This window comes from Brevibacterium sp. BDJS002 (assembly GCF_028201555.1).
GTDB classification, from domain to species: domain Bacteria; phylum Actinomycetota; class Actinomycetes; order Actinomycetales; family Brevibacteriaceae; genus Brevibacterium; species Brevibacterium aurantiacum.
The window spans coordinates 1594900-1608575 of the sequence record NZ_CP116392.1; the positions used below are offsets into that span (position 1 = coordinate 1594900).

The 13676-nt window shown below is 62.4% G+C and carries 13 protein-coding genes; 5 read left to right on the forward strand and 8 right to left on the reverse strand.

The genetic code is table 11. From position 1 onward, the window contains the following. Positions 1-2: 2 nt before the first annotated feature. Complete coding sequence (locus PGC08_RS07435) at positions 3-1445, reverse strand: sensor histidine kinase (protein WP_271709868.1); 1443 nt, start codon at positions 1443-1445, stop codon at positions 3-5. 171 nt (positions 1446-1616) lie between these two features. Between PGC08_RS07435 and PGC08_RS07440 the strand changes: the two genes are divergently transcribed. After that, positions 1617-2510 (forward strand): DUF4352 domain-containing protein, encoded by an 894-nt coding sequence (locus PGC08_RS07440; protein WP_271709869.1) that lies wholly within the window; start codon positions 1617-1619, stop codon positions 2508-2510. Positions 2511-2594: 84 nt separating this feature from the next. On the opposite strand, the gene PGC08_RS07445 is transcribed toward PGC08_RS07440, so the two are convergent. The 6 genes from PGC08_RS07445 to PGC08_RS07470 form a co-directional block, all read right to left on the reverse strand. Beyond that, complete coding sequence (locus tag PGC08_RS07445) at positions 2595-3353, reverse strand: fructosamine kinase family protein (protein ID WP_271709870.1); 759 nt, start codon at positions 3351-3353, stop codon at positions 2595-2597. 82 nt (positions 3354-3435) lie between these two features. Next, positions 3436-4878 carry a YfcC family protein gene (locus PGC08_RS07450; protein WP_096163103.1) on the reverse strand — a complete coding sequence of 481 codons (1443 nt, stop codon included), beginning with the start codon at positions 4876-4878 and terminating at the stop codon, positions 3436-3438. Positions 4879-5001: 123 nt separating this feature from the next. Next, a complete protein-coding gene (locus PGC08_RS07455; protein WP_096160869.1) occupies positions 5002-6456 on the reverse strand; it encodes a dihydrolipoyl dehydrogenase family protein in 1455 nt (484 codons plus the stop codon). Between the two features lie 18 nt (positions 6457-6474). Further along, positions 6475-7374: a macrolide 2'-phosphotransferase gene (locus PGC08_RS07460; protein WP_096160870.1), complete on the reverse strand. Its 900-nt coding sequence runs from the start codon at positions 7372-7374 to the stop codon at positions 6475-6477. Between the two features lie 51 nt (positions 7375-7425). After that, positions 7426-8157: a 3-keto-5-aminohexanoate cleavage protein gene (locus PGC08_RS07465; RefSeq protein ID WP_096163101.1), complete on the reverse strand. Its 732-nt coding sequence runs from the start codon at positions 8155-8157 to the stop codon at positions 7426-7428. Between the two features lie 35 nt (positions 8158-8192). Continuing rightward, positions 8193-8963: a DUF998 domain-containing protein gene (locus tag PGC08_RS07470; RefSeq protein WP_333937889.1), complete on the reverse strand. Its 771-nt coding sequence runs from the start codon at positions 8961-8963 to the stop codon at positions 8193-8195. A gap of 187 nt (positions 8964-9150) precedes the next feature. On the opposite strand from PGC08_RS07470, the gene PGC08_RS07475 reads away from it, so the two are divergent. Together PGC08_RS07475 and PGC08_RS07480 are read left to right on the forward strand one after the other, a co-directional pair. Beyond that, positions 9151-10404: a hypothetical protein gene (locus tag PGC08_RS07475; protein ID WP_271709872.1), complete on the forward strand. Its 1254-nt coding sequence runs from the start codon at positions 9151-9153 to the stop codon at positions 10402-10404. An 83-nt stretch (positions 10405-10487) separates the two neighbouring features. Then, positions 10488-10631, forward strand: coding sequence for a GPGG-motif small membrane protein (locus PGC08_RS07480; RefSeq protein WP_164743327.1), 144 nt, complete (start codon positions 10488-10490; stop codon positions 10629-10631). 94 nt (positions 10632-10725) lie between these two features. Here PGC08_RS07480 and PGC08_RS07485 read toward each other — a convergent pair whose 3' ends face one another. Continuing rightward, complete coding sequence (locus PGC08_RS07485) at positions 10726-11640, reverse strand: Ltp family lipoprotein (RefSeq protein ID WP_271709873.1); 915 nt, start codon at positions 11638-11640, stop codon at positions 10726-10728. 205 nt (positions 11641-11845) lie between these two features. Here PGC08_RS07485 and PGC08_RS07490 point away from each other — a divergent pair, with 205 nt between their 5' ends. Further along, the gene (locus PGC08_RS07490) at positions 11846-12307 is read left to right on the forward strand and encodes a nuclear transport factor 2 family protein (protein ID WP_096160874.1); all 462 of its coding nucleotides are present in this window, start codon (positions 11846-11848) and stop codon (positions 12305-12307) included. 82 nt (positions 12308-12389) lie between these two features. Next, positions 12390-13649: a phospholipase D-like domain-containing protein gene (locus PGC08_RS07495; protein ID WP_096160875.1), complete on the forward strand. Its 1260-nt coding sequence runs from the start codon at positions 12390-12392 to the stop codon at positions 13647-13649. Positions 13650-13676: the final 27 nt, after the last annotated feature.

Sequence of the window (13676 nt, forward strand, 5' to 3'; positions counted from 1 at the left end):
AGTCAGCTCCGGTGCGCGAAGGGCGGAAGTTTCGCGTCGACGACGAACGATCCCTCGCGAACCCCGATGAAGACCTCACCTTCGAGCATCACCACCCGTTCCTGAATTCCCTGGAGCCCGGCACCCGATCCCGTCGATGACAGATCCCACTGGCCGGTGGGGTGAGAAGTACCCACGCGGGGCGCGGACGTCGGGTAGGGCGGAATGCCGGGAGCCGCCTCGGCGAGGGAATTGGCCGGTGGTTGGAAGTGATTGGTCGACGGCGGCATGGGATTCGCGATGACGACGTGTGCGCCCATGTCAGTTGAGACCGTGACCTCGAGGGTGACCGGGGCACCCGGCGCGTGCTTCATCGCATTCGTCAGCGACTCCTGGACGATGCGATACACCGCCCGATCGAGGACCGTGGACGCGGACTCGACGTCCTGGATGACGATCGACGGGCGGATGATCGTGCCGGTGGACTGCACCGAGGCGACCAGCTGGGGGATCGAACGCATAGACGCCTGACTCGGGGGAGTCGAGGCTTCCTTCTGCTGACCGGGATTGGCCAACGTCCCCTCGCGAACCCCACCCACCAGGTGGCGCAGATCCTCCAGGGAAGCGTGCGCCTCATGACGCAGCGCCGAGGCGGTTGAGGCGACATCGGCATCATCCTTGCTCCCGACCTCGAGCGCTCCGCTGTGCAGGGAGATGACCGAGAGCCGGTGGGAGAGCGTGTCATGGAGCTCGCGGGCGAGGAGTTCACGTTCGGACTGGCGGGCGAGCTCGGCGGAGAGGGAATCATTGCGCTGGGTCTCCCGCGCAGCAATCGTCTCGACGGCTTTCATCCGTTTGGTCCGGCGCAGCAGGGCACCGACGCCGAGGCTGATACCGAGTCCGATGACCGCCGAAGCGATGGTCACGAGGGTGATGGCCAGCAGCGCATCGGCCGGGGGAGCGGGAGCGTCGAGGTTCGTCATCTGCTCGGGGTCGGGCAGGAACAGGATGGCGAAGGGGTTGAGCTGGACCGGTGACAGGCACATGCGCACGGTAGAGGCGATGACTAGGACCGATGCCACCGCTGAGGCGATGATCGCCTGCCGCCGGGATGCTCGGATGACGAGATGGAAGAGCCCGATGAAAAGCAGGAGGGCATCACCCCACCCGATGGTGAGCAGGGCGCCGGCGATGAAGGGGACCCAGGGCCATTTGTGGCGGAGGAAGACTGTTCCCCACACGGGCAAGAGGAGGAGGACGGCCAGCATCCCCGTGTTGCTGATGATGCCGTCGGCGAAGGCCCAGGTGTTCGACGTCAGCGCCATCACCGAGGTGAAGAGTCCGAAGAGGAAGAGGACCACACCGATGATGATGCTCACGGCGATGCGCACCCACTGGGGAACCCGGCGCCGTCGTGGGCGGGGGAGGTTCTCAGGGCGCTGCTGAGGAAATGGTTGACCTGACACACATGAATAGTAGCCGCGGGCTCTGACACGCGTAGTCCACCGATCGGGTGGACCGACTCAACCGATCGGCTAGCCAGTTAGAGCCGATGGGTGGACGTAGAAATCGTGGCTACCCGCGAGGCTTGACGAGTCAGCACGTCACAGCCTTCCGGCAGCCTTTCAAGGAGCATCATGTCCAACCCACACGCACCCCAGAACCCCGGCCAGCCCCAGCAGCCCGGCCCTCAGCCATCCGGCTCCCAGCCGACGGGCCCACAGCAGTGGGCACCGCAGTACGCGCAGTCCGGCCCCAACCAGCCCGGGGCGTACGGCACGGGAGCCGGATCCCTCACCTCAGGGTCATTCCCGCAGGACGGCTCGGCGCAGGGATACCCCGGAGTGCAGCCCGGCTACCCAGGTGAGCATCCACGGCAGCAGGGCTACGTCGGCGGTCCCTATGGGCAGAAGCCGGCGAAGCAGAAGAAACCCCTGCTCAAGCGCTGGTGGTTCTGGCTGCTGATCATCGTTGTCGTCATTGCGATGATCAGCGCGTTGAGTGGCGGCGGAGAGGACACAGCCGATGAAGCCGGTGCCTCATCTGCCCAGGAGGAGAAGGCCGCTGGCGCCGAGCAGAAGGAAGAGAAGGCTCCTGCCGAGGACGGCGGGGACGATCCGGCTGCAGACGCTGAGTTCGGCATTGGTGATGCGGTTGCGGCCGACGGGTGGGAGATCACCGTCGGCAAGGTCGAAGACGGTGTGGCATCGGTCGGCGACGAGTACATGGGCGTCGAGGCTCAGGGACAGTTCGTCACGGTGGCGCTGTCGGTGAAGAACACTGAGTCTGCACCGGACTACTTCTTCGAAGACAACATCAAGCTCGGCGATGACGCGGGCAACACCTACTCCGCCGACTCCGAAGCCGGTATCTACGTCGACGAGAGCTCGATCCTCTTCCTTGAAGAGATCAACCCCGGTAACACCGCCGAGGGAGTGCTGGTCTTCGACGTGCCAGAGGACATCAACCCCGATCGGCTCACCTTCGAAGGCGGAATCTTCTCCGACCCGATCGAGATCTCGCTGAAGTAGGGAGATTCGACTGCGGAGCAATCGGGGTTTCATGTAGGGAGCGGTTCGGTCCAGCGTTGGGACCGAGCCGCTCCTCAAATCTGCCTAAGCCTTGAGCTGATGGGCCCGGTCGACTATCGCCCGCGCCGCATCAAGCGTCTGTCCCAGGAACCCCGCCCCGAACAGCTTCACGTGTGCGAGCAGGGCGAAGAAGTTGTGCACGGGAAGGTCGCCGCGCCAGCCGTCGGGCATCGGATGGACCGCCTCGTAGCCGGCGAAGATCTCCTCAAGATGGGGCGTGCCGAAGAGCGTCAGCATCGCGAGATCCTCGAGCCGGTGCCCACCATGGGCGGCTGGATCGACGAGAGTGCCGCCATCGGGCGTCCACATGAGATTGCCGGACCACAGATCGCCATGGACCCGCGCTGGCTTTTCATGCCCGGCCCCGGAGATGCCGTCAAAGACTCCAGTGGAGATCGCATCGATCGCCGAGGTGATTGTTGCCTGGTGATCCTTCGACAAACTCCCGCGGATGTCGGCAGCGATCGGGTTCAGGCGGCACTCCACCCAGAATTCGGTGAACGTGGCGCATGAGGCGACTTCCACTTCGAAAGGGGAGTCGAGCGGGCCGAACCATGCAGGCTCTGCCGGTGCCCACCCGAAAGAGGGCGCACCGGAGTCGTGCAGCAGCGCGAGCTGGCGACCGAAGCTGAAGGCCGAGCGGGCATCGGGTGAGGCTGATTCGAGGCGATCTAGACGCAGACCGTTCTTATCTTGATCGACAACTCCCACCACGGGAACGACGTCAGGTTCGGCCAGCCACTTCAGGCCGGCAGCCTCGGCGGCGAAGAAACCCGCGGGCACCGGCACGTTCCTTGACGAAAGTATCCATGTTCCCAGGCTAGTAGTGCATCCGTTCAGCTGTAGAAGTGGGGACGACCGCCGATCAGCTGTACCCGATGAGGTGGGCGAACACGACTGCGGCGATCGCGATAGTGATCTGAACTGCGATCAGTGGCAGCATCCAGCGAACCCACTTGATCCAGGGAACCTTGGCCAGCGCTAGCGCCGCCATGAAGAAGCCGCTGGTGGGGAAGCAGAGGTTGCCGATGCCGTCGGCGAGTTGGAATGCCAGGACTGCAGTCTGCTGAGTCACCCCGACCATCTCTGCCAGCGGCGAGAGAATAGGCATTGTCAGCGCCGCTTGGCCGCTGCCGGAGGGCACGATGAAGCTGACCAAGCCTTGGAAGAAGAACATTCCCACGGCCGACAGCCACGGCGGCAGATGGCTGATGCCTGCTGCGAGGTTGACCAGAATGGTGTCGAGGATCTGACCGTCCTGGAAGATCACGAGGATTCCGTAGGCAACGCCGATGACGAGTGCACCGGTGACGAGGTCTCTGGCACCGTCGATGAAGGCCTCGGCGGTTCCGTTCATCCCGAGCCCACCGACAACGCCCATGACGATCCCCATGAGCAGGAAGAGTCCCGCGATCTCCGTGAGGTACCAGCCTAGGGTGGACACACAGATGGCGAGTGTCACCAGCGTGGCGATGAGGACGACGAAGACCAGCTTGTGGCGCAGAGTGAACGTCAGGGTCTCAGTGTCGCCCTTCCGCCGGATCTCGTCGGCGAGGGAGTCCTGACCGTAGAGCATGCCTTTCGTCGGATCCTTCTTCATCCGCTGCGCGTAACGCATGACGAAGACGATCGCGGCACCGAGGAGGAGTACCCAGAGGATGAGTCGCAGCCACATGCCGGAGAACAGGGGGAGTCCAGCGATTCCCTGGGCCACACCGACTGTGAAGGGGTTCATGAACGCGGCCATGAAACCTGAACCGGTTCCCAGGAGCACGACTGCTGCGCCGACCATCGAGTCGTAGCCGAGGGCGACCGCGATCGGCACGAGGATCGTGATGTAGGGGATCGTCTCCTCGGCCAGCCCGAGCATGGCGCCGGTCAGTGAGAAGAACGTCATGAGGACAGGGATGAAGAGAATTTCCTTGCCCCGCAGCTTGCTCGTCATCGCAGCCACTGCAGAGTCAATGGCACCGGTTGCCCGCAGAACACCGAAGGATGCACCGACGATGAAGACGTAGAAGATGATGTCGGCGGCGCCGATCATCCCGTTGAATACCGCGGTCAGGACATCCCAGAACGATGCCGGTGTCGGATCGACCGCATGGAATGTGCCGTCGATGATGACGTCGCGACCATCGACGGTTTTACGATCGAAGACGCCGGCCGGCACGAAGTGAGTGAGAATCGCGGCGATCGCGGTGACGGCCATGAGGATGACGAATACATGCGGCATCTCGCGTTTTCGCCGAGGTGGGGCGCCGGTGGTCTGCTCAGTGACTTGGGTCGGTGGTGTCCCGGAATCGGTCATGGTTCCCCTGCTTCATTGCACGATCACGACAAATGGTGTCTCCGAAACATCACACTACCTTGTGACTTAGGGCAGGTCCGGTCGTGAAAATGACGAAGCTTGGACGCCAGGGGAGTGGCATTGTCACTGTTGGTGGGCAAGCCGCATTCGCCGAGGCAGCCCCTCCAGCAGCGGCAGCCAGAGTTCCGAGGCCGCCGGGAAGCTCGGGACCGCATGGCGCAGGACATGAACGGGCACCTGCCCGACGATCGCCACCGTTGCCGGGTGGATCAGCTCGGCGGCCTCAGGTCCGACGAAGGTGGCTCCGAGGAGCAGGCCGGTACGGACGTCGACGACAATCTGGGCTGTACCCTCGGCATCATCACGTAGCAGCGCGGTGCCGGCGCTGCTTGTGAACGGCAGTTGGGAGATCTCGACTTCGTGCCCATCCTTGCGGGCCTGCGCCTCGGTCTTTCCCACCGAGACGACCTGCGGATCGGTATAGACAACCTGGGGGACTGGCACGTTCTCCGGAATCGCCTCGGCTTCTTCGTCGAGAGCTCGAGCTCGAATCTGAGCGCCGATGACGCGGGCACGGTACTTGCCCCAGTGGGTCAGAGGCACTTCTCCGCTGGCATCACCGACGGCGTAGAGCCACTCCGGCATCGTGCCGGCAGTGATGTCCTTGCCCGTCAGCCCGAGACTCTCCAGGCCCAGATCACCGAGGCGGGGTTTGCGTCCGGTCGCCACGAGGATCTCGTCAGCCTCGAACGTGGATGCGCCGTCTGGACTGTTGGCCTGGATCGTGACTTCTCCGCCATGGATACGACCGAGCCCTTTGTCTTCGGCCCGTTGCCGACTGCAGTCGGTGACCTCGGTGCTCAGATCGACGCTGACTCCGGCTCTTTCAAGAGCCTCGGCGACATGCTGACCTGCGAAGGGTTCGTGTCCGGCCAAAAGGCTGTCCCCGCGTACGAGCATTCGCACTTGTGCACCGAGAGCGGCCATCCAGGTCGCGGCCTCGACGGCGACAACGCCGCCACCGACGATGACCAACGATTCCGGGACCTCCTGAACTCCGGTGGCATCGCGTGATGACCACGGCGCCACATCGGCAAACATCGTCGGCACGGTCGGCTGGGACCCGGAAGCAATGACTACGGCATGTCGCGCCTGCACGAGCACCGGTGTTGGTCCGTTGATGAGGACCTGTCGTTCGCCGACCAGTTGCGCGTGACCACGTTCGACGTGCAGCCCGGCACCTTGTGCCCATTCGACCTGACCGGTGTCGTCGTAGTGCGAGACCCACTCGTCACGTCGTGTCAGAAGCGCTCGCCGTTCAACGGTGGCGCCCTCCAGACCGTCCATGTGCTGACTCGCGGCGCCAAGTTCGATGGGGCGTAGCATCGTCTTCGACGGGATGCACGCATAGTAGGAGCACTCGCCGCCCAGCAGCTCCTCTTCGACGATGACCGCTTCAAGATCAGAATCCTCGGTCGCGTACTGGGCCGCGTTCTCACCGACCGGTCCAGCTCCGATGACGATGACATCGGTGGTCAGGGTCTCCGTATCATCGGGGACGAGATTGTTCGTACTCATATCAAACCTGCGCTTCCATTATTCGCCGGGATTCAGCTGCGCTCTCGCAGCCTCCATATGATCACTGTCGCCGGTCTGCAGAGCGTAGAGTCCCAACTCGACCGGTGAGGTGGAGAACAGTTCGCCGCAGTGCTCGGCGAACTTCGGCCACACCCGGCCGCCCTTGTCCACGTAGCGTTTGAGCGTCGCATCGAATGACCCAGCAGAGACGCTGGCATGGTGAAACATGAAGTCCCGGGCCGGATCGCCGATGGCGGCCGTCGTCCAGTCGAGGATGCTGAGGTTCCTGGGTCCGTCCATGAGCTGATGAGCCGGATACACCTCACCGTGGGTGACCGTCGTGAAGTCGGGCCAATACGCGTCATCGTCCAGCCACGCGGCCCACCGTTCACGCAGGCTTGGGGCCACCTCGAACTCGGCTACGACGCGAGCGATGTCATCACGCTTACGCTGCCTCACCTCGGCGGGGGAGAACTCATCAATCCCCGAGGAACGCACGAGCGCGGGATCAATGGAGTGGAGCTCGGCGAGGAAGTCTGCGAGGGACTGGGCGTAATCGGCCGACTCGACGTCGAAATGCCAGTGCGGCTGACCCTGCTCATCGATCGTCAGTCCAGGTGTGCCCGGCAACAGCGGGTAGGCGATGAGGTCAGCGGTGTGGATCTGCCAGTCGGGGACCGCGACGCTCAGGTGGGGTGCAACATCACGGAGGAATCGGCCCTCGACGGCGGCACGGTCGGTGACGTCCGGGCGACGCGGAATCCTCAGCACCCACGACTGGCCAGCAACCGCCTCGGCGATGGCGACTTGGAAGTCGAGGCCCAACTCATTGACGGCGATGGTCTCGGGGTCGATGTCGAGACCATGTGCCTGCGCCAGATCGCGAATGCCATTGGCCTCCGAGCGGTCGGTCTGCATTGCTCCACCTTTCTTCGTATGCTTCGGTGACCGTGAGCCGATCAGTTCAGTTCAGTTCTCGGTCAAGACCACGGCGGCTTCGACAAGTTCACCATTGTCCTTCGCGACGCGGCCATCGGGGAGCACAGGAGTGTCCTCGAGCCCGGTGCGGATGCCGTGCCCACGGTCGATGGCTCTTCTATTCACGGCCCAGGATGCGACTCCGTCACCGTGATGGACCTGCTCAAGCGTGATACCGGCGGTGGCGAGAGCGCTCTCGATCGCCTCGGCATGGGCGAGAGCTGCCGCAGGATCGCCGTCAAGGGGTTCGACCATGACCCGGTGGCACAGCGGCGCAATTCCTGCGGCGATGAACTGGTGGGCGTCATCGAGACTGAGCAGACCGGCTTCGATGCCGACTCCGCGTTCGGCCAGCAGTTCGGTGATCTCGACGATTCCCGGTTCGCCCTGGTTCGCGGTCACAAGGTCCGGCAATTCGGTCCAGTTGCTGATGAGTTCCAGTCGCTTCTGGGGATTGGGCTCGACCTCCGCCGAGGTGGTCAATGAGATCGCAATTCCGGGACAGGCGGCGCGGACCTCCTGCAGTGTCGCGGCACAATCGTGTGCATCAAGCGATTGCCGGCCGGAAGCGTCGTAGGGATGCAGATGCACAGACTGGGCACCAGCAGCGACGGCGATTGCGGCTTGAGCCGCGATGCTGTGTGGAGTGGTGGGATTGGCCGGGTGGTCGCGGGCGTTGAGTGCTGCCTGTAAGAAGATGCGGTTGTTCTCATTGGCGGCCATGGGCTCAACTCCGAATCGTCATTGCCGGACGTGCATCAGTGTAGTGCCGAGATCGGGCTTTCCGACAGGGGAGTCAGCCTGCCCCGGGCGAGCAGGACTATGCCGAATGTGAGTTCCCAGACGATGATCGCGTACATGCCGATGCGCTCCCACGCACCATCGGGAAGCAGCGTCCCCGGTACAGCCCGAACGTCGACCTGGAGCATGACGATGCCGAGAATCCCGATCAGACCACACACGATGCTGATGACTCCAAGAATGCGGCCGCGCATGAGGTGACTGCTGCGGTCCTTCAGCAGGGAGATGCCGAAGCAGATCGCGGTCAGGTGCCCACCGAAGAAGGCAAGGAACGCGCCGAGGAGGTGGATCCAACCGAGGCCGAGCTCGTTGTTGTGCTGACCGCCGTTGACCACGGCAATGAGCACCATTCCGAGGGCATGGGCGAGAGCACAGACGATGATCGCGACTTGCAGGCGAGGACGCGATCTGGTCGCATTTGATGACCCGCGTGCCGCTGATCTGGCGCGTGCCATGAGTACTGCCGCGGTGGCAAAGAGGAAACCGTGGGCGAGGAACGCGAGGTTCATGAGCGCATGCAACGGTGAATCGATGCTGCGATCACCCAGTGTCTCGATATCGGGCACGCCGAGATCGCTGATGTAATTCATCCCATAGGAATAGTTCGGAAATGCGGATGCTGATGCAGTCTCGGCGAGGAGATAGACAATGCCGGCGAAAATCCAACAGATCGCTGCCATGGCGCTTAAGTCGGGTGTCGCGGAAGCTGCAGATCGATTCCCTCGCATGCCATTAACAATAGGTTGGAGAAATATGCAATAAAAGGGTCTAATCGGGCGAACATATGTTCGACACGCCGAGGTCGTTGCTGTTCAAGCGCTTGTCAGAGCAGTATTGCCGTGCAAATATGAAAACATCCTGTTGATCGGATCCAAATGATCAATGAGAACCGAATAGGCAGCAAGGAGAGAGCGCATGAGTACAACTACCATTATCTGGATAGTCGTAGCGATCGTCGTTATTTTGATTGTCGTCGGCATCATCATTGCGGTCAGTCGTAAGGCCGCAGCTAAGAAGCGCGAACACCAGCGCAAGGAAGCAGCACGGATCCGTCAAGAGACAGCCGAATCCGAGCATGAAGTCCATGCCCGCGAAGCCGACGCCGAGCATCGCAAGGCAGAGGCGAAGAAGGCCGACGCCGACGCCGAAGTGCAGGCAGCGGAAGCCAAGCGCAAGGCCGCCGAGGCTGAGAAGCTGGACGCTGACGCCGCTGAACGCGATCGTCTCGCTCAGGAGAAGCGATTTGAGCAGGAACGCCAGCTCAAGCGCGCCGATGAACTGGATCCCGACGTGGACACTCGCGGCAACCACAAGAACGCACCCGGTGCAGCCGCAGGTGCCGGCGCCGCCGGTGCGGGAGCCGCCGCAGGTGCGGGCGCCGGAGCAGCGGCCGGTCACGACGGTGACCGCCACGACCGTCACCATGACGGTCAGCCCGTTGCAGATGAGCGTCATCACGACGGTCGACCAGTTGCGGACGAACGTCACCACGACGGCCGTCCGGTCGCCGATGAGCGTCACGCAGGCCACGATCCCCGTGCAGCCGAGCAGCGCCCCGTCGATGACGGCCGCCCAGTTGGCGACGGTCGACCCGTTGCCGATGGTCGCCCAGTTGGTGATGGTCGTCCTGTTGCCGACGAGCGTCAGGCACCGCAGGGCCAGCAGCCTCCGGTGGCCAACGACCCTCGCGTCGCTGACCAGCGTCAGGCACCAGCAGGTCAGCAGCCACCGGTTGCCGACCAGCCACCGGTGTCCAACGATCCCCGATTCTCCGATCAGGGTCAGCCACCGCAGGGACAGCAGCCTCCGGTGGCCAACGACCCTCGCGTCGCTGACCAGCGTCAGGCACCAGCCGGACAGGATCCGCGACAGGATTCGCGCTTCGCTGACAACGGTGCAGGCCGTGAACCCGGTGAGCGCCTCGGCGATCGACCAGTCGACGATGGCCGTCCGGTAGCGGACGGCAACAGGCCGGTCGAGGACGATTATCGTATGGGCAGCAACCGCCCAGTCGCGGATGATCGTGGCACTCCTCGGGCTCCCGAAGGCGACCCGCGTGCCGCTGAGAACGATCCTCGTCTCAACGATCCTCGTTTCAGCGAGCGCGGCTACGATCCACGTGCCACCGAACAGCGGACCTTCGAGGATCCGGACACTCCTCGGCACTGAAACAAATATCCCCTCACTCCGATCGGCTCATTACCCGATCGGTGAAACACCCACTATGCAACACCTAAGGAAAGGTCAGGACAATGGCAACAATCCTGTGGATCATTGCAGCACTGCTCGTCATCTCGGGCATCTTCGCAATCTTCCGTAAACAGATCCTCTGGGGAGTCATCCTCATTGTTGTCGGCTGCCTCGTTGGACCGGGCGGTGTGAGCATATTCGGCTAGCAGGCTGAAACTAAGACTGCGGCGCCCCAACCTTGCAAAGGGTTGGGGCGCCGCAGTGCGTTGTGAGCATGTGTGCTCGACAACTTGTCAGCGATCAGCCGTTGAGGTTCTCGATCGCGTAGTCGGCCTGAGCCGTGGTGAACTGACCGCCGTATTCACTTGTCAGCTGGTCGTGGATGGCAGCCGGAGACATCGCCATCTCATTCTGATAAGTCTTTGCTGACTCGAGCGCGTTGTAGTTCCAGTCGGCGTCGATATTGTCGACGGCGTACTGGGCGGCATCTTCGGTGAACTGGCCGCCGTACTCGCTGGTCAGCTGATCGAAGATTCCCTGCTTGCTCATGTGCATCATGTCGGAGTACGTCTCTGCCGAGGTCAGGGCCGAGGTGTACTCAGCCGGAACGTCTGCCTCTGCTGCCTCTTCTTCTGCGGCGGGCTCCTCTTCGACGGATTCCTCAACTGCAGTGTCTTCTGCTGGCACCGCAGCGGGCTCCTCGGCGGGTTCTTCTGCTGGTTCCTCAGCGACAGGGGCTTCCTCTGCTGCGACATTCTCCTGCGGAGCTTCGTCGACGAGGGCCTCTTCTGCAGGCTCTTCGACGGCGGCGGGTTCAGCCTCGGCGCTGGGTGCTGGGTCAGCGATCTGCGTTGACGCTGTCGGCTTCGGTGACAGTATGCCGATGAGGATCCCCAGGGCGAAGAGAGCGCCGGTGACAATCCAGGCGAGTTTCCTGTGCTGCTGGTAGCCGTTGAGCTGCAGGCCCCGATTGTCCTTCTGCGCCCCGCTGAGGGTGAGGATCAGGTCGACCAGCGCCCAGATGCCGAAACCACCAAATGTGATGAGTTTGAGAATTCCGGTGCCGATCTTTCCCAGATAGAAACGATCGACTCCGAGTCCGCCTAAGAAGAGAGAGAAAAGCCATGTTGCAATGAAGGATTTCTGCCCGACCTGCTGCTGAGGTGGAACCCATGCGTGCGCGTAGGTGGTTGGGGGCATCTGCTGCTGTGTCATTATCACTTCCAGTGTTTTCGGTCTGAATCAAGTACAGAAATAGTCTATCGTGTAGTTGAACAATAAACTACAAATTTGAAGTGAGTCTGCTCACTAGGCAGGCAACGCCGGGCAACCTCGGCGGTGCGACACTGTTCTGTCAACGCTCATGCGGGGCTACAGTGGCTGGTGACTCCCGTTGTCATCGGCTCAGAGAGGAACCGTCATGTCAGAGGCACGTCCACCCTTCCCACCGTTCACTGCAGCGACTGCTGCGAAGAAGGTCCAGGGTGCCGAGGACGCCTGGAATACCCGCGACCCGCACAAGGTCTCTCTTGCCTACACACCGGATTCGGTGTGGCGCAATCGCGATGAGTTCCTCTCCGGACGAGAGGAGATCGTCGATTTCCTGACCCGGAAGTGGGAGCGTGAACTCGACTACGCCCTGCGCAAGAGCCTGTGGTCCTACAACGACAACCACATCGCGGTGCGCTTCCAATACGAATTCCACGATGCCGCTGGGCAGTGGTGGCGCAGCTACGGCAATGAGCTGTGGGAGTTCACCGAGGATGGCCTCATGGCACGTCGAGAGGCGAGCATCAACGATGTCACCATCACCGAGGCTGAACGCCGCATATTCGGTCCCCGCCCTGCCGAGGAACACGGAGAGGACATCGATCTGCGCTGACGGAGGGCAACCTCGGCGGCGGTGAAGTTCTTGGGTAAGAGTTGAACGCTGCCTAGATTCGGCAACGTTAGACTGATTCGCTATGGGATCCACTTCGCGCAATCTTCGTCAGGGCATTGACAGCCTCCGTGCCATCGCACCGTGGGCCGCTGTGGGTGCGGCGTGTGCCGTGCCGCTGACTATCGGCGCATCGATGGCAATCGACCTGCTGCAGAAACGCGATCGGGAGCAGCGGGAGGCACCGCGTCCCGGCACCTTCCACGCGGACGTCGAAGACTCCCAGCTGAGCATCTTCACCGACGGCGAGACGCTGTATGAGGACATGCTCGCTGAGATCGCATCCGCCACGGAATCTATTCAGATGGAGACGTTCATCTGGAAAAACGACGAGATCGGCCAGAAATTCGTCGACGCGTTCAACGCCGCAGCCGAGCGCGGTGTCGTCGTCCACCTCATCTACGACGGATTCGCCAACCTCACCATCCCGCACTCCTTCTATGCGCAGCTGTCTGAGCGCATCAAGGTGCTGCGTCTGCCCACGGTAGCCAGGAAGTTCTGGAAGGGGCCGATGCGCTTCTCCGGCCTCAACCATTCGAAGATCCTCGTCATCGACAACAGGGTTGCCTACGTCGGCGGTTTCAACATCGGATCGCTCTACGCCCGGCACTGGCGAGACACCCACCTCAAGGCCGCCGGACCCGGCACCTGGGGACTGCGCCAGGCCATCGCTGAAGTGTGGAACCAGTACCATGACGACATCGACGATCAGATTCCCTGGGTCGCACCGACGGCCTGGGAATCCAAGCTGCGGGTCTCGGCGAACCAGCCGGTCCAACTGATCTATCCGATCCGCTCGATGTACATCAACGCCTTCGAGCGGGCACAGGAGCGCATCTGGCTCACGACCCCGTACTTCATCCCGGACCAGCAGCTGCTGCGCTCACTGATCGAAGCCGCCGAACGCGGAGTCGATGTCAGGGTCATGGTTCCCCAGGAATCCAACCACATCCTCGGCGACTCTCTGTCTCGCGGATTCTTCGAACAGATGGTGCGCTCGAAGGTCACCGTTCTGCTCTACACGGCGTCGATGATCCACGCGAAGATCGCGACAGTCGACGGGATCTGGTCGACGGTGGGGACAGCGAACATCGACCGGCTCTCACTGACCTTCAACTACGAGACCAACGTCGAGATCATCGACGACAAGTTCGCCTCTGAGATGGAGAAGGTGTTCCTGAAGGATGCCGAGCATTCCAAGGAACTCGGCCGTGACTGGCTCGATCGTCACCCGCTGACGCAGGTCATCGAGTTCGCGCTGCGGCCCATGCGCCCGTTCCTGTGAGGGGCTGAGCTAGGTTTGCGGGCTGGA